Annotated in this window: 11 protein-coding genes; 6 read left to right on the top strand and 5 right to left on the bottom strand. The window is 38.9% G+C overall.

The window, feature by feature from the left end; all coding sequences use genetic code 11:
• Nucleotides 1-21: 21 nt before the first annotated feature.
• The 5 genes from GGG_RS0116635 to GGG_RS0116615 all read right to left on the bottom strand — a co-directional run bounded on the left by GGG_RS0116635 (nucleotide 22) and on the right by GGG_RS0116615 (nucleotide 5,343).
• Nucleotides 22-441, bottom strand: a complete 420-nt coding sequence (locus GGG_RS0116635; protein WP_010116900.1) for a biopolymer transporter ExbD — start codon at nucleotides 439-441, stop codon at nucleotides 22-24.
• Nucleotides 442-461: 20 nt separating this feature from the next.
• Nucleotides 462-887: a biopolymer transporter ExbD gene (locus GGG_RS0116630; protein WP_010116898.1), complete on the bottom strand. Its 426-nt coding sequence runs from the start codon at nucleotides 885-887 to the stop codon at nucleotides 462-464.
• Nucleotides 888-901: 14 nt separating this feature from the next.
• Nucleotides 902-1,771 (bottom strand): MotA/TolQ/ExbB proton channel family protein, encoded by an 870-nt coding sequence (locus GGG_RS0116625; protein ID WP_010116896.1) that lies wholly within the window; start codon nucleotides 1,769-1,771, stop codon nucleotides 902-904.
• Between the two features lie 31 nt (nucleotides 1,772-1,802).
• Nucleotides 1,803-2,489 carry an energy transducer TonB gene (locus GGG_RS0116620; RefSeq protein WP_010116894.1) on the bottom strand — a complete coding sequence of 229 codons (687 nt, stop codon included), beginning with the start codon at nucleotides 2,487-2,489 and terminating at the stop codon, nucleotides 1,803-1,805.
• A 151-nt stretch (nucleotides 2,490-2,640) separates the two neighbouring features.
• A complete protein-coding gene (locus GGG_RS0116615) occupies nucleotides 2,641-5,343 on the bottom strand; it encodes a TonB-dependent receptor (protein WP_010116892.1) in 2,703 nt (900 codons plus the stop codon).
• A 734-nt stretch (nucleotides 5,344-6,077) separates the two neighbouring features.
• Between GGG_RS0116615 and GGG_RS0116610 the strand changes: the two genes are divergently transcribed.
• Genes GGG_RS0116610 through GGG_RS0116585 form a run of 6 tightly spaced genes read left to right on the top strand, consistent with a single transcriptional unit; the run spans nucleotide 6,078 to nucleotide 15,604 of the window.
• Entirely contained in the window at nucleotides 6,078-7,862 is a 1,785-nt protein-coding gene (locus GGG_RS0116610) for an ABC transporter substrate-binding protein (RefSeq protein ID WP_029574653.1), read from the top strand.
• Nucleotides 7,863-7,885: 23 nt separating this feature from the next.
• Nucleotides 7,886-9,691: an ABC transporter substrate-binding protein gene (locus GGG_RS0116605; protein WP_029574652.1), complete on the top strand. Its 1,806-nt coding sequence runs from the start codon at nucleotides 7,886-7,888 to the stop codon at nucleotides 9,689-9,691.
• A 22-nt stretch (nucleotides 9,692-9,713) separates the two neighbouring features.
• Nucleotides 9,714-11,750, top strand: a complete 2,037-nt coding sequence (locus tag GGG_RS0116600; RefSeq protein ID WP_010116888.1) for a M3 family metallopeptidase — start codon at nucleotides 9,714-9,716, stop codon at nucleotides 11,748-11,750.
• Nucleotides 11,751-11,764: 14 nt separating this feature from the next.
• On the top strand, nucleotides 11,765-12,703 hold the full coding sequence (locus tag GGG_RS0116595; RefSeq protein WP_010116887.1) for an ABC transporter permease: 939 nt from the start codon (nucleotides 11,765-11,767) through the stop codon (nucleotides 12,701-12,703).
• A 7-nt stretch (nucleotides 12,704-12,710) separates the two neighbouring features.
• Nucleotides 12,711-13,853: an ABC transporter permease gene (locus tag GGG_RS0116590; protein WP_010116886.1), complete on the top strand. Its 1,143-nt coding sequence runs from the start codon at nucleotides 12,711-12,713 to the stop codon at nucleotides 13,851-13,853.
• 11 nt (nucleotides 13,854-13,864) lie between these two features.
• A complete protein-coding gene (locus GGG_RS0116585; protein ID WP_010116885.1) occupies nucleotides 13,865-15,604 on the top strand; it encodes an ABC transporter ATP-binding protein in 1,740 nt (579 codons plus the stop codon).
• Nucleotides 15,605-15,737 lie beyond the last annotated feature (133 nt).

Raw genomic sequence — 15,737 nt, 5'->3', positions numbered from 1 at the left:
GCTTTTTTTACTTATTGCTTATCAACTGCCATTGGCTGAAATACCAATCTTTTTAACATTTAAGCGTTGAGCAGCGGCCATGACCATTGCAACATCTTTATATTCAGACATTTTGTCAGGTTGTACTTTAATCTGATCTTGATCAGATTTCTGCGCAACACCTGCAAATAAAACTTCTAAAGCTTGTTTATTTTCAACAGGTTGACCATTCCAAAAGAGTTTACCTTGCGCATCAATACGTAATGTAATGGGTTCAGGTGGCTTCTCACTGGTTGGTGGTGGTGCTCCGTTAGGTAAATCAATATTAATGGAGTTATTCGGAATTGGTATTGTGATAATAAACATGATCAACAATACCAACATCACGTCAATAAGAGGGGTCATATTGACGTCTAACATCACATCATCATCGTCTTTATTGGAACCTACATTCATACCCATAAGTTGTTCCTTCTATTCGATTATGGTGCCGCAACAGGTGTGGTGACAAATGCAATCTTGGCAATCCCAGCCTGTTGTGTCGCACTGATGACCTCATCAATCGCTTCATATTTAGTGACTTGATCTCCACGAATATGAACTTCTGGCTGTGGGCGTTTTTGCGCTTCGGCCTGCAAACGAGTGATCAGTGTACTTTTATCTGCGATATATTTTTCATTCCAAAAAATATCTCCAGCCTTATTCACAGCAATTTGAATATTGATTGGCTTGGTTACATAAGGAACGTTCTTTTCCTCAGGTAATTTGACTGGAACTGTATGAATCGCAACAGGCACTGTAATTAAAAAGATAATCAGCAATACCAACATAATATCAACCAATGGTGTGGTATTAATGGCTGCAATTACATCATCTTCGTCACCATCTGAATTGATCATCATTCCCATGGCTGATGCCTCACTTATTTAATTTCGTTATTTTTAGTGCTATCGCTTTTGATCTCACCACTTAATAAAACAGTGTGTAAATCAGAACCGAAGGTACGAACATTATCTAATACAGCTTTGTTACGACGCGTTAACCAGTTATAACCCAGTACCGCTGGAACTGCTACAGCAAGACCGATTGCAGTCATAATCAGTGCTTCACCTACAGGACCTGCAACTTTATCGATAGATGCTTGACCTGAAATACCAATTGCAGTTAATGCATGGTAAATACCCCAAACGGTACCGAATAATCCAACGAATGGTGCAGTTGAACCAACTGTTGCTAAGAATGCTAAACCACCGCTTAAATGGCTTTGGATTTTATCAATCGCACGTTGAATAGAAATCGTTACCCAAGTGTTGAAATCAATACGCTCTAGTAAGTTTCCGCCATGTTTCTTCGTTGAGTTAATGCCTTTTTCAGCGATGAAACGGTATGCACTTTCTTCATCTAGTGTTTCAGCAGCAGTGTCAATTGAAGCCGCTTCCCAGAATTTTGCTTCTGCTTGTTTGCCTTGGCGTTTAATTTTTGCTTGTTGGATAAACTTAGTCACCATGATGTACCAAGTACCAATCGACATTAACACCAAAATGAAGAGGGTAGATTTTGCAACGATGTCGCCTTCACGCCACAATGCTTCCAAACCATAAGGGTTATGCGTAGGTGCTGCCGCAGGTTTTGGTGGTGGCGTATGTATTTCACTATTTGTCGCCGCTGCTGGTGCAGTCGCTGCTGGTGCAGCTGATTCTTCAGCAAATGCTGACTGAATTGGGAGTAATGTACTCGCAGCTAAAATTGTTGCTGAAGCAAATAGTTGAGCAGGTTTCATCATTTTATTCATTCATAATCTCCAAAATTTTTTATGCAATTCATTAATTCAGTACAAATTCATAAGGAATGTCATACCAAGATTCTTGAGGTTCACCATTTTTCATTGCAGGTTTAAAAGTACATAAGCTAAATGCTTTGGATGCAGCTTTATCGAGAGATTTTGCACCGCTAGATTTTTTAACTTTAGCTTCTTTAACCTTACCGTCCGTACCTACATAAACCGAGATCAGTACTTCACCTTGTTCCTCATTTTGTAAAGCATCGCGAGGGTAATCAGGTTTTTTACAGCCTGCTTCACCGCCAGCTACACCACGTGTTTCACCAGTTGGTTTGGGTGCTGGTGTAGGTTCAGGTTTAGGTGTTGGTGATGGATTTGGACTCGGAGATGGATTTGGACTCGGAGATGGCGTTGGATTCTGAGTAGGAGTTGGTGTTGTCTGAACTTTTTCCGTTGGTTTTACCACAGGTTTTGGATCAGGTGTTTGCAATACTTTATCGACAAGCTTTGGTGGCTCAGGTGGTTTTTCAATTGGTTTTGGTTTCGGTGGATCTGGTTTTTTGTCCTGAATAATGAGTAACTCAACAGGCTGTTCTACTGGTTTTTCACCATTTTTAGCTAAACCTGTGATTAACCCATAGAGAACGATTAGATGCAGTAATATTACTACTCCAATACCAATCAGGCGTTTGGCAGAGTTATTTTCTAAATCTGAAAAATTCGTGCCCATTGTTACTCCTGAAATGAGAGACAAACAATCAATAGTAAAAGTGTGACTATATAAAAAATTGCTATTTCAATTTTGTTGTTTGGCTAATGTGAAGTATTACATCTTGCAAACATCACCTAAAAAGCTTAGGCAATGTTTGCAAAACTCCCATTTAGAACTTGTATGTGCCTCTTACGAAATACGCACGTCCCACTGGATCTGTATAACGAGGATCATAGCCGTATTGGAAATTATCCGTTACGTTAGATGCAGATGGATCTTCGTCAAAAATGTTTTTGATACCGCCAGTAAGCTCTAGGTTTTTGAATCCGCTATAAGTACCAGAGATGTTATATAAGGTGTAATCACTTACACGATGATTGTCATACTTCTCATCACCGATAGTATTTTGGTCTTTATAACCACGTGTAAATTGTTGTTCAAAAACCATTTTCCAGTTTTCATAACTCCAATTGATATTTGCAACGTGTTTCCAACGAACAATCGCTGGGTCATCATAAGTACCAACAATACCTTCCCATTTACCACCTTTTTCATCTTGGCGATCATACTTCATGATGTAGGTACCATCGATACCAAAGCCGAAACGACCAGTTGCAGTTGTCGGAGTCAGGTAATTTAAGCTCAAATCTACACCTTGAGTTTTAATACCACCCATATTCACTAATGTCGTGTTTACATACTTAATACGACCATCTGCATCACGAATAAAACGATCAGCATATTTAGTTGGATCATCAAAAATCATTGCATCGCTGATTGTTGAAATCAGGTTGTCTACTTTGATGTTGTAATAATCAGCAGTAAAGACTAGGTTTTTGATTGGTTCAAGTACAAAACCTGCTGTATAAGAGGTTGATTCTTCAGGTTGTAAGTCAGGTGAACCACCTTGCATACGTTTGAATTGAACATTACATTCAGTTTGAAATTTAGGATCTGTTGCTTTCCCGCCTGGGCAAAGCACAGGATCGTCATATCTAGCACCTGTATAAGTTTCACTCTGTGGCGCGTTGATGTCATATAAGCTTGGTGCACGGAAACCAGTACTATAAGAAGTACGGAACATTAACTCTTTCATAGGTTCCCAACGGAACGCAATTTTCGGGTTAAATGTATCACCAAAGTCACTGTAATCATCGTAACGTGCAGCAAGTTGAGCTTCTAAATTCGCCAAAATTGGAATGTGGAACTCAGTAAATAGCGCTGAGATATCACGATCACCTTTACTAATTGGTTTGTTTGGATCTACACCACTACTTGGGACTTGGCTGACAATTGAAGCATTGATTTTTTGATCCCATTCTTGTTTAGTGAAGCTCCCACCAAACGCAAAACCAACTTCACCCGCTGGAAGGGTATAAATAGGGCGAGATACGGTAAAATCAGCAGTTGTTGATTTTAGTTTACCTTTATTGGTATCGCCATTAACCTCAAAAGACTTCCAAAGATTTGAATCAGCTGAAGCACCAAATGGGTTAATTGAACCATCATTAAGCGCTGCTTGAAGGTTTGAGCGGTTTAGATAACCACCTACAAAACTATCTGTTGCTTCACTTTGAGCATAAGTCAAGCCACCATTCATATCCCAACCGTATGCTTCACCCTCAACACCCGCAAAAACACGGTGTGAGTCAGTAGTGGTTTCACTCATACGGTTACCCGCTTGAGAACGAAGATATAGTTGAATTGGTTGACCGCTAATACCATCCACTCCTGGTGTGATTCCTTGACCAGGGTAGTATTGGCTTGAAGATGGAAGTGATACAGAACGGCTATAAACATCTGGTGCAATTGAAGTTGTTACTTTATTGCGTGAGAAAATATATTCACCAACAAGATTGAACGTATCAGACAGTTTGAATGTACCACGACCTAAAGCAGAAACAGTTTCAGTTTTAGGGGTAATACCAATCAGTGCTTGAGTATTTAAGTAACACAATCCACCATCTGCAACGACATTTGTAGTGTTATTACAATTGGCATCTCCATAAGGATTGGCAAGAAGACCAGTAGGTTTGCCATCTTTACCTAATGGGCCACCATTAGGATCGTAAAAGTTTGCAGGGAAGCCATTTGCAGAACTTGCATCTAGGCCAAGTTCTGGAAGAACACCACCACGACGGCTGATTTTACGGTCTTTTGCCATGATGTTGTTGGTTCTACGATAATCGACGACACCGTAGACATTGAAACCTTGTTCATCTAGATCACCATAACCACCAAAGATAGAGACATCTTGTTGATCACCGCCAGATTCTTCAGGTTGAAGAGCGCCTGCACTGATGCTTAAGCCTTCAAAAGATTTCTTGGTGATAAAGTTGATTACCCCAGCAATCGCATCCGCACCATAAACAGCAGATGCACCATCACGTAAAATTTCAACACGCTCTACCATTGCCATCGGAATGATATTGAGGTTGGTGGTTGATGTACTGAAAGGGCTATACGCTAAACGGCGGCCGTTTAATAAAACTAATGTTTTATCAGTACCGAGTGCACGTAGGTTAGCAGATGAACCTTCAGTATTACTTGCCCCCACGTTTTGAGACGTTGTGAAACCTGCTTGGTTAGCACTGACTTTGGTGAGTGCCTCTTCGACAGTTGTAATACCTTGCTTCGCTAAATCCTCACCTTTAAGAATAGTAATCGGTGAAGCACTTTGAGCTGCAACCCCTTTAATTGATGACCCCGTTACAGTTACTTTTGCAACTTTTGTTGGTTGAGTTGTTTCTTCTGCTTCCGCAGCGTGAGCTAGCGATAGACACATCATACTTAAACTAAGCGCGCTTAATTTAAGTAACGATTTACCAATCGTTGGCGATCCCAAAGAAAGAACAGCGTTGTTCATTTTCATATTTTGAAACATCCTTTTTTGTTGTACTTAGCGATATTGCTGCATTGCCTTCTAGCAATTCAAGTGCCAACTATATAATTATAAGTTTTAAAAATATACAATATATTGATAAAAATTTACGTTATTAGTATTGAATATCATTATTCGATCGTGACTTTATAGTATGAAAAAATATTTGGAATTCATTTAAAAAAATGTTAAGGGATTATTAAGGTTTGATTAAAAAGTGATCATTTGATTGGTTTTTAGCACAATTTTGATTCATAAATGGACGAATTTAATATATTTTATACAACATATAACCTATTGTTATAAGTTATATTGTATTTATAAATTATTTATAATCAATTGATTGTGTATAAAAATATAGTCTTTGATAAAATAAATGAGCAATTTTGACTCAGCAGTGCATTTTAATTGTGCATTATGAGCTGTTCTGATATTAGTTATCTGAATTTAATATTTAGGTAATGATTGTAGAAGTCGATAGGATGTCGATACATGATAAATAGAGAATTATCGTAGATATTTTTACGGTAAAAAGAACCTAAATTAAGCCCGGACTAGGAGTGGTGGCATGAAATTCGCTTTACATTTAACACTGTTCTGTTGTCCAATTTTTCACTATGGTTAATTTAGCGTTGTAAGGCAGTGCTAAAATCAGTGAAGTACAGGATGACAAACACAGTAAAAAGTTCTGTCAAAACATAATCTTATTTTATAAAAATGTAGGTATAAATTTGGAACTCAAGTTTTTGCAAGTTGCACTGATGGGTTGTGCAATAAGTTGTGGGGGAGTGGCCATTGCAAAGTCACCAGCTCAGCCAGATAAAGTATTAAATTTGGCATTTGAAGCGCCAGATGATGGTTTTGATATGGTGAAAACCTATAATTTTTATAGTGGCAATATTGCTGAGGTCATCTTTGAGCCGTTATTAAAATACGATTATCTTGCACGTCCTGTGGTCTTGGTTCCAAATACTGCTCAAGCCATGCCAAAAATTGAACAAGAAGGTAAGGTGTATACCTTTAAAATTCGCCCAGGTATTTATTATTCTGCTGATCCTGCTTTTAAGGGTAAAGCCAGAGAACTTACTGCTCAAGATTATATCTATTCAATACAACGTATTAGCGATCCCAAAAACCGTTCACCTGCATTTAATTTTATTGATGGAAAAATCGTTGGTATGGACCAAGCGGTTGCAAATGCAAAAAGAACAGGAAAGTTTGATTACGATGCACCGATCGCAGGATTAAAAGCGTTAGATCGTTATACCTTGCAATTTACATTGACTCGTCCAGATTATAATTTTCAATACATTCTCGCCTATGTTGCTTTTAGTGGAACGGCAAGAGAAGTCGTTGAATTTTATGGTGATCGTGTTGGACAACATCCAGTAGGCACAGGGCCGTATCAACTGAGTAAATATGTGCCTCGTAGTAAAATTGAATTGGTCGCCAATCCTGAATACCGTGGTTTTGTGTGGAATTTCAAATCAACGGGTACAGCTTGGGATAACAAGCTAGTCAAAGACATGTCAGGCAAGAAAATGCCTCAAGTCGGGAAGGTTACAGTCAGTATTATTGAGGAAGAACAATCTCGTTGGTTGGCTTTTAAATCTGGGCAATTGGATTTTGATAAACTGACTTCAAATGCCGTTCCGCAAGCATTAAACGGAAATAAACTGAAACCTGAATTACAACAACTGGGTATTCAACATTTTCCAAATAAGGATGCTGAAATCACCTACACCATGTTCAATATGAAAGATCCTATTGTGGGTGGTTTTAGTTTAGATAAAATTGCTTTACGCCGTGCGATTAGTATGTCGTATAACCAAACAGAAGCTATAAAACAGCTTTACAAAGGACAAGCGGTTAAGGCTGAAATGTTTATTCCAGAGGGTGTACAAGGCAATAATCCAAAATATAGAAGCAGCGTGGGTTATAACCCATTACTTGCCAATAAATTACTCGATCGTTTTGGTTATAAAAAAGGCAAAGATGGTTATCGTACTTTGCCCAATGGTCAGCCTTTAACGCTTAGATACAATACAGAAAATAGTTCAAGTTCAGTCATTCATTCAGAGCTTTGGAAGAAAAATTTAGATGCAATTGGTGTACGTGCTGAGTTTAAAGTCAGCAACTTTGCCGACAACATGAAAGAAGCGATGCAATGTAAATATATGATGTGGGGCGGTGCATGGATTGCAGATTATCCTGAAGGTGAAAACTTTGCACAATTGCTTTATGGACCAAATTCTGCACGTGGTAATTTAAGCTGTTATGAGTCTAAAGCCTATGATTCACTTTATGACAAAGCAATGGTCTTATTACCTGAAAAACGTGTTCCTTTCTATGAGCAAATGAACCGTCAAATTGAAGCAGACAATCCATGGATTGTGCATACGACGCGTGTTCGAAACTGGTTAATCCATCCTCAAGTGCAAGGCTATAAAGCCCATCCAATGATGAATACCACATGGCAATATCTTGATGTACAGCCTATCAAAAAATAACCATATTTAAGTTGATGAAAATGATGAAGGACAATCTTAATCGGAAATTGAAGCAAATCGGGGTGAGTGTTTTATTGGGGAGTATGTTTCTCACTGGCACGATGAATGTATTTGCGAAAAGTCCAGCCGATCCAAATAAAGTTTTGCGTTATGTTTTTCCTGTGGCTGAAACGGGTTTCGATCCAGCTGGAACGCACGATTTATACTCTGCACATGTACATAACTCTATTTTTGAAGGTTTATATACCTACGATTATTTAGCTAATCCTGCAAAATTAGTGACTCGTACTGCGGTTGCTATGCCAGAAGTCAGTAGTGATGGTTTGACCTATACCTTTAAAGTGCAAAAAGGAATTTATTTTGCTAAAGATCCTGTATTTAAAGGCAAACCACGTGAGTTAACCGCACAAGATTATGTTTATTCTTATAAACGTTTGCTTGATCCATCTTTACGTTCACCAAACAGTTGGTTGTTTGATGACAAAATTGTAGGCATGGATAAAGTTCTTGCACAAACCAAAAAAACTGGCAAGTTCAATTACGATATGCCCGTTGAAGGTTTATATGCACCTGATCGCTATACTTTGGTGATTAAGCTAAAGCAACCTGATCAAAACTTCCCAATGTTATTGGCGCATCAACCCGCAGGTGCAGTGGCAAGAGAAGTGATTGAACATTATCGAGATAAAGCAGGCTTTGCGATGGCAAACCCAGTCGGTACAGGGCCTTATGTGCTTTCTAAATGGACGCCGGGTTCACGTATTATTCTCAAAGCAAATCCAGATTTCCGTGGCTATATTTGGGATTTCAAAGCCTCTTCACCTGAAGATCAGAAAATCGTCAATGCGATGAAAGGCAAAAAAATGCCTCAAATTGGCGTTGTCGATATTCAGGTGATGGAAGAAGGTCAATCTCGTTGGTTATCGTTCAGTAAGGATGAAACAGATCTTTTTGTTTTGGATGGTGAGCTTACTGTGCAAGCAATTCAGGATGGCAAGTTAAAGCCTGAATTAGTTAAAAAGGGTGTACAACTCTCTCGTATTGTTGATCCTTCTATTGATTATCACTATTGGAATATGCAAAACCCTGTGGTTGGTGGCTTGACCAAAGATAAAATTGCTTTGCGTCGTGCAATGGCAATGGCGTATTCACCAGATAATCAAATTAAAATTTTGTTAAAAGGTGATGCACAAAAACTGCAATATCCAATTCCTTATGGCATTGTGGGGCATGACCCGAACTATAAAACCAGTATTCCTTATTCAGTCAAAGCCGCAAATTTACTGTTAGACCGTTATCACTATAAAGTCGGTGCTGATGGTTGGCGGACGCTGCCGAATGGTAAACCCCTTGTGATTGAAATGACATTGTCAGGTAATACATTAAAGAGTCAGCAAGGTGCAGAGTTTTGGAAAAAAGCTTTGGACAGCATCAAAATTAAAATGACCACCAAGTCGATGCCGTTTGCTGAAGCTTTAAAAGCCGAAAAGCAATGTAAAACCATGTTTAAAGCCTCAGCTTGGATTGCTGATTATCCCGATGCTGATAACTTTATGCAGTTGTTCTACAGCAAAAATATTCATGCCACCAATAATGGATGTATGGCTATTCCTGAGTTCGACCGTTTATACGAACAGACTCAGAAAATGAATCCAGGACCTGAACGTGATGCGCTCTATCGGAAAATGGCACGTATTTTAGAAGTTTATATGCCAGTTCAAATGGAATCGACACGTTATAGAAATGCACTCGCTCAACCACGTGTCATAGGATTCAAGAAGCATCCAATTATTCCTTCAGAATGGATGTATTTCGACATTAAAAAGTAATGAAAATGAATGATGTAGAAAAATGAATAAATTGAAAATTGGAGAAAATATGAAAACTCAAGCATTTAAACTGACAACGCTGTGTATGCTGACCATGGGGCTCGGGCAAGTTGCATTTGCAGAGACTGAACGTAGCACTTTACCTAAGTTTCAAGCCAAAGATATTCCTGCTCAGTGTGATGCGACCATTGCCAAGACTAAAAATAAGCTGACAGATTTTGAAAAATTTAAATTAAAAAATAATGCTGAGGCAGGGCCAATTTTAGCCAAATGGGATCAGATTTTTGCTGAGTTTGAAGATTTTTACGGCCCAATCAATTTAGCTAGCAATGTTGATCCAAGTGTAGATTTGCGTAAAGCTGCTGAAGATTGTGAAGTTAAAATTAGCCAATTCCAAACTGAAGTTTATCAAAATTCAAAGCTTTATCAGCAAATTAAGAAAATCAAAACCAGCAATGATATTGATGCAAAATATCGTCAAGATATTTTAGACGGCTTTGAAGATACGGGTGTACAGCTTCCTGCAAAAAAACAAGCACGTTTAAAAGTCATCCTAGATGAACTCACTAAGATTCAACAAGAATACGCACGTAATATTCGTGACAATCCTGAAAAATTAGAATTTACACCTGCTGAGTTAAAGGGTTTACCTGAAAGTTATATTGCTGCTTTAAAGAAAAATGAAAAGGGCAATTACTTACTCGGTTTCGATTCGCCAGAGTATCGTCCTTTTATGGAATTGGCGGATAATGATGATGCGCGTAAACGCTATCAAATTGCCTATACCCGTCGTGGTACAGAAAAGAATTTGGTTTTATTAAAACAAGCTATGGATTTGCGTTATGAGCTTGCACAACTATTCGGTCAAGCAAGCTATGCAGATTGGGCGCTTAAAAACCGTATGGCGAAAAACCCTGCAACTGTGAATAAATTCTTAAATGAAGTCCACAATACTGTTGCACCATTGGAACGTAAAGAAGTACAAGAATTACGTCAGTTTAAAGCTGAAACTTTAAAGATTCCTGTAGAAAAAGCTGAAATTGATCGTTGGAATGAGGGCTATTGGAGCGAGAAATTACGCCAAGCCAAATATAAAATTGATCAAGAAAAAATGCGTGAATATTTCCCAACGCAAGCTTCTCAAGATTGGTTATTTGCAATCTCATCTAACTTGTACGGTATTGAGTTTAAACCTGCGAAAGTGGATGTTTGGCAAGATGAAGTTGAATATTACGATGTGACTGATAAGAAAACAGGTGAGTTGCTTGGCGGACTGTATATGGACAAATTCCCTCGTGAAGGGAAATATGGTCATGCTGCAGTTTGGGGGGTAAAAGGGGGAAGTACTCTGACTCAACGTAAGCCAATTTCAGCACTTGTTACTAACTTCAATCGCAAAGGTTTAAACAGCGATGAGTTAGAAACTTTTGTACATGAGTTTGGTCATGCTTTACATGGTATCTTGTCGAATACTCGTTATGCATCACAATCTGGTACTGCGGTAGAGCGTGATTTTGTTGAAGCACCTTCTCAAATGTATGAAGAATGGGCACGTCGTAAAGAAAGCTTATCTACATTGGCAGATTATTGTAAACCTGCTTGCCCACGTATTGATGATGAGCTGATTAAGAAATTAAAAGCCGTGAATAATTATGGCCGTGGTCTGTTCTATTCGCGTCAAACTTTATATGCACAATTTGATATGGCTTTGCATACAGCAGATGCACTAAAAACTCAGCCTTTAGATGTGTGGAAAAAACTCGAAGGCGCTACAGCTTTAGGTTATGTACCAACCACAGAATTCCCAGGTCAGTTTGGGCACATTATGGGCGGTTACCAAGTCGGTTATTATGGTTATATGTGGTCTGAGGTGATGGCTTTAGATATGTTGTCGGCATTTGGAAATAATTTGAATAATCCAGAAGTAGGGCAACGCTATCGTCAAACGATTTTATCTCAAGGCGGTCAGAAAAAAGCATCACAATTGGTGGTGGACTTCTTAGGACGTGAGCCTGATAACAAAGCCTTCTTTGACGAAATTACTGGTCAACGTGATTAAAAGGAATTAATACTATGTTGGCATATATCATACGCCGTATTTGGCAAATGATACCCACGATGCTGGGTGTCGTTCTGCTCATCTTCTTCCTGTTTAACTGGGTCGGTGGCGATCCAGCGTATATCCTTGCAGGGAAAATGGCGAATCCAGAACAGATTGAAAATATTCGTCAACAATTGGGTGTGGATCAGCCTTATTATGTGCAGTTATGGATATTTATTAAGCAAATTGTCACTTTTGATTATGGGTTTAGTTGGAGTACGGGAGAGTCTGTATCGGACATTATCCTGACTCGTTTAGGGCCTTCACTTACCATTTTGATTCCATTGGTTATTTTACAAACAGTGGTTTCAATTGTACTTGCTTTAGCAGTTGCAGCGGTTCGTGGTTCTTTGACTGACCGTATGGTAATGATGCTTTGTACCATTGGTATGTCGATCAGTATTTTGGTTTATATCATTGTTTTCCAATATGGTTTGGCTTACAAGCTTGGTTGGTTCCCAGTGCAAGGCTGGAGTGATAGCCTGAGTGAAAACCTTTTTAAATACTCATTATTGCCTATTCTCATCATGTTGGTGGTGAGTATTGCGCCGACTTTGCGTTTATATCGTAGCTTTGTTTTGGATGAAGTTAATCAAGACTATGTGCGTACTGCTCGTGCCAAAGGTGTAGGTGAAAGTCGTATTCTTGGCATCCATGTATTACGTAATGCTTCAATTCCAATTGTGACAGATGTGATGGCAAGTTTGCCTGCATTGTTAATTGGTGCATTTTTGATTGAACGTTTCTTTGGTATTCCAGGTATTGGGCGAGAAGTCATTATTGCGGTAGAGCGTAGTGATTTTCCAGTGATTAAAGCCATTACGGTTTATGTTGCTGCTGCAACCATGATTTTTAACTTGATCGCTGACTTGATTTATAAAGTGATTGATCCACGTGTACAGTTGAAGTAGGTGAGCCATGCTTGGAACTTTATTAAAAAGCAAAGCTGAAGCTCAAGATCATTCAGCTTCTCCTGGATTATGGCGATTGGCGATGCGCCGCTTAAAAGCGGATCGTATTGCGATGGTTTCGCTATTTGTTGTGCTGTGTTATTTCGTGATGCTCGTTTTATCGATGTCTGGACTAATTGCATCAAACTGGAATAAAGAGGTTGCTGTAAGCTATGCGCCGCCGACTTTTATGGGTGCAGAGCAAAGTACAACGGATACTGCTAAAAAAGCAGCAGTTGTTGAAGCATTACCTGAAAATCCTGTCGATCCTTTAAAAGATGTGATCAAAGAGTTGAATACGCAAATTGCGACTGAACAAAGTTCAGGTGGCGTGATTGATTATTATGGTGTTCAAGATCCTTTAGCTGATGATATGAAAGCAATTGATCAGCAGTTGGGTGGACATTTATTAGATCAGCAAACTGAATTAAAACAAACCTTGCCTTTTGGTGCAGACAAATGGGGACAAGATGTTCTGCTTAAAACCATTAAAGGTGCTGAAACCTCGATTATTGTTGGTGTGATTTCAGCTTTGGTGGCTGTGGTGATTGGTACGATTCTAGGTGCAATTGCAGGTTACTTTGGTGGTTGGGTCGATGATGTTCTGAACTGGTTCTATAACATTTTTACTTCGATACCCTATTTATTGTTGGTTTTGGCAATTGCTGCGGTGTTACAACAAAAAGGTATTCTCTCCATTGTTCTGATTCTTGGATTAACGGGATGGACAGGGGTATTTCGTTTAGTCCGTGCTGAATATATGAAGCATACTTCTCGTGAATATGTCCTCGCTGCCAAAGCAATTGGGGTGAGTCATTACCGTCGTATGTTTGTACATATTTTCCCAAATGTAAGCCATATTGCTCTCGTACAAATGTCGATTCTAGTCGTGGCATTCATTAAGTCTGAAGTCATTCTAAGCTTCTTAGGTTTTGGTGTTCCTGTAGGCGTGGTGTCATGGGGAAGTATGTTGAACGAAGCACAAAGTGAATTGATTTTAGGAAAATGGTGGCAATTGGTTGCAGCTTCAGTCGCTATGGCGATTTTGGTTACTGCATTTTCAATGTTTACTGATGCATTACGTGATGCATTAGACCCTAAACTTAAATAAGGAGCGTAAGGATGTCAGAACAGCAAACTACAACTTCTGCGCTGCTTCGTGTAGAAAATTTAAGTGTTAGCTTTAAAGGTGAAAATAAGCAATTTGTTGAAACAGTGAAGGGTATTTCTTTTGATATTCCGCCGAATACCACCGTCGCACTGGTAGGTGAGTCTGGTAGTGGTAAATCGGTGACTTCACTTGCAACAATGGGCTTGTTACCTGTAGGGCAATCTCGAATTGCTGAAAAAAGTAAAATCATTTTTGAAGGAATAGACTTATTGAGTTTACCGCCTAAAAAGATGCGAGAAATGTGTGGTAAAGAAATTGCCATGATTTTTCAGGAGCCAATGTCTTCATTGAATCCTGTTTTTACAGTTGGTGATCAAATCGCAGAAATTCTACGTTTACACCTCAATATGAGTCGTAAGCAAGCAAGACAACGTGCTTTAGAATTACTGAAAGAAGTGGGTATTCCTTCACCTGAAACCAAGATTGATGCCTATCCGAGTCAGCTTTCGGGTGGTCAACAGCAGCGTGTCATGATTGCAATGGCGATTGCTTGTGAACCTAAGCTATTGATTGCAGATGAACCGACAACAGCACTAGACGTGACTATTCAAAAGCAAATTTTAGATTTACTTGAAGATTTGCGTAAGCGCCGTCAAATGTCGATGTTATTCATTACTCATGATTTAGCTTTAGTCAGTGAAATCGCTGATGAAGTGATCGTCATGCGTCATGGTGAAATCCGTGAACAAGGCTTAGCCCAAGATGTTTTGGAGCATCCTAAAGATGCTTATACCAAAGCATTGTTAATGTGTCGCCCACAACTGTCACATCGTCCATTTCGTTTGCCGATGATCAGTGATTTTATGAAGCAAGAAGGCGACCAATTGATAGAGGCGCTGAGTTTATCTGATGCGAATCGTGCTGAACGTAGTCGTGGTTTAGTTGGTAATGAAGAGATCATTCTTGAGGTTCAAGATCTCAAAAAGTCTTTTTATAGCCGTAAAGGGCTGTTTGGAAAAGATGAGTTTAAAGCAGTAAAAGGTGCTTCTTTTAAACTAGCTAAGGGTAAAACTTTAGGTTTAGTAGGAGAGTCTGGTTCAGGTAAAACCACGATTGGTTTATTGTTGATGCGTTTGCAAGAGTCTACGGGTGGAAAAGCACTATTCGAAGGTAAAGATATTTTAGCAATGTCTGAAAAAGAATTTGCACAATATCAACGTAAGATTCAAATCATTTTCCAAAATCCATATGCATCTTTGAATCCACGATTTACTGTGGGACAAATTCTGATGGAGCCAATGCAAGTTCATCACATTGGAGCGAATGATGCAGAACGTAAAAAAATGGCGCTTGAATTATTAGGGCGTGTGAGTTTACCTGCTCAAGCTTTTGATCGTTATCCGCATGAGTTTTCAGGTGGGCAACGTCAACGTATTGCAATTGCACGTTGTCTAACATTGAAGCCAGAAATTTTGATTTGTGATGAATCTGTTTCTGCTTTAGATGTATCTGTACAAGCGCAAGTTTTGAATTTACTTCAAGATTTACAAGATGAGTTTGGCTTAAGCTACATCTTTATTTCACATGATTTGTCTGTTGTTAAATATATTTCAGATCAAATTATGGTAATGAATCATGGTGATATTGTCGAAATTGAAAATTCAGATGAATTGTATAGAGCACCAAAACATGAGTACACCAAACGTTTGTTGAGTGCTATTCCTCAGGGTGCTGTAGAGCATATTGTTTAATACTTGTTGTTGAATCTGGATATATAAAAAGCCACTCAAACGAGTTAATGCTAGTCAGTTAAGAGTAATTCAGTAGTTACTCATTTAAGAATCTCCCCTAACCCCTCTTTAAAAAAGAGGGGGACTACTGAGA

It is taken from the genome of Acinetobacter sp. P8-3-8 (genome assembly GCF_000214135.1).
GTDB lineage: Bacteria > Pseudomonadota > Gammaproteobacteria > Pseudomonadales > Moraxellaceae > Acinetobacter.
This window is presented reverse-complemented; position numbering and strand designations above follow the sequence as displayed.

Bases quoted from the DNA above. Each gene is read 5' to 3' on its own strand.
- GGG_RS0116600 (WP_010116888.1), top strand. From the start codon at position 9,714: ATGAATAAATTGAAAATTGGAGAAAATATGAAAACTCAAGCATTTAAA.
- GGG_RS0116625 (WP_010116896.1), bottom strand. From the start codon at position 1,771: ATGAATAAAATGATGAAACCTGCTCAACTATTTGCTTCAGCAACAATT.
- GGG_RS0116590 (WP_010116886.1), top strand. From the start codon at position 12,711: ATGCTTGGAACTTTATTAAAAAGCAAAGCTGAAGCTCAAGATCATTCA.
- GGG_RS0116595 (WP_010116887.1), top strand. From the start codon at position 11,765: ATGTTGGCATATATCATACGCCGTATTTGGCAAATGATACCCACGATG.
- GGG_RS0116620 (WP_010116894.1), bottom strand. From the start codon at position 2,489: ATGGGCACGAATTTTTCAGATTTAGAAAATAACTCTGCCAAACGCCTG.
- GGG_RS0116615 (WP_010116892.1), bottom strand. From the start codon at position 5,343: ATGAAAATGAACAACGCTGTTCTTTCTTTGGGATCGCCAACGATTGGT.
- GGG_RS0116605 (WP_029574652.1), top strand. From the start codon at position 7,886: ATGAAGGACAATCTTAATCGGAAATTGAAGCAAATCGGGGTGAGTGTT.
- GGG_RS0116635 (WP_010116900.1), bottom strand. From the start codon at position 441: ATGGGTATGAATGTAGGTTCCAATAAAGACGATGATGATGTGATGTTA.
- GGG_RS0116630 (WP_010116898.1), bottom strand. From the start codon at position 887: ATGGGAATGATGATCAATTCAGATGGTGACGAAGATGATGTAATTGCA.
- GGG_RS0116585 (WP_010116885.1), top strand. From the start codon at position 13,865: ATGTCAGAACAGCAAACTACAACTTCTGCGCTGCTTCGTGTAGAAAAT.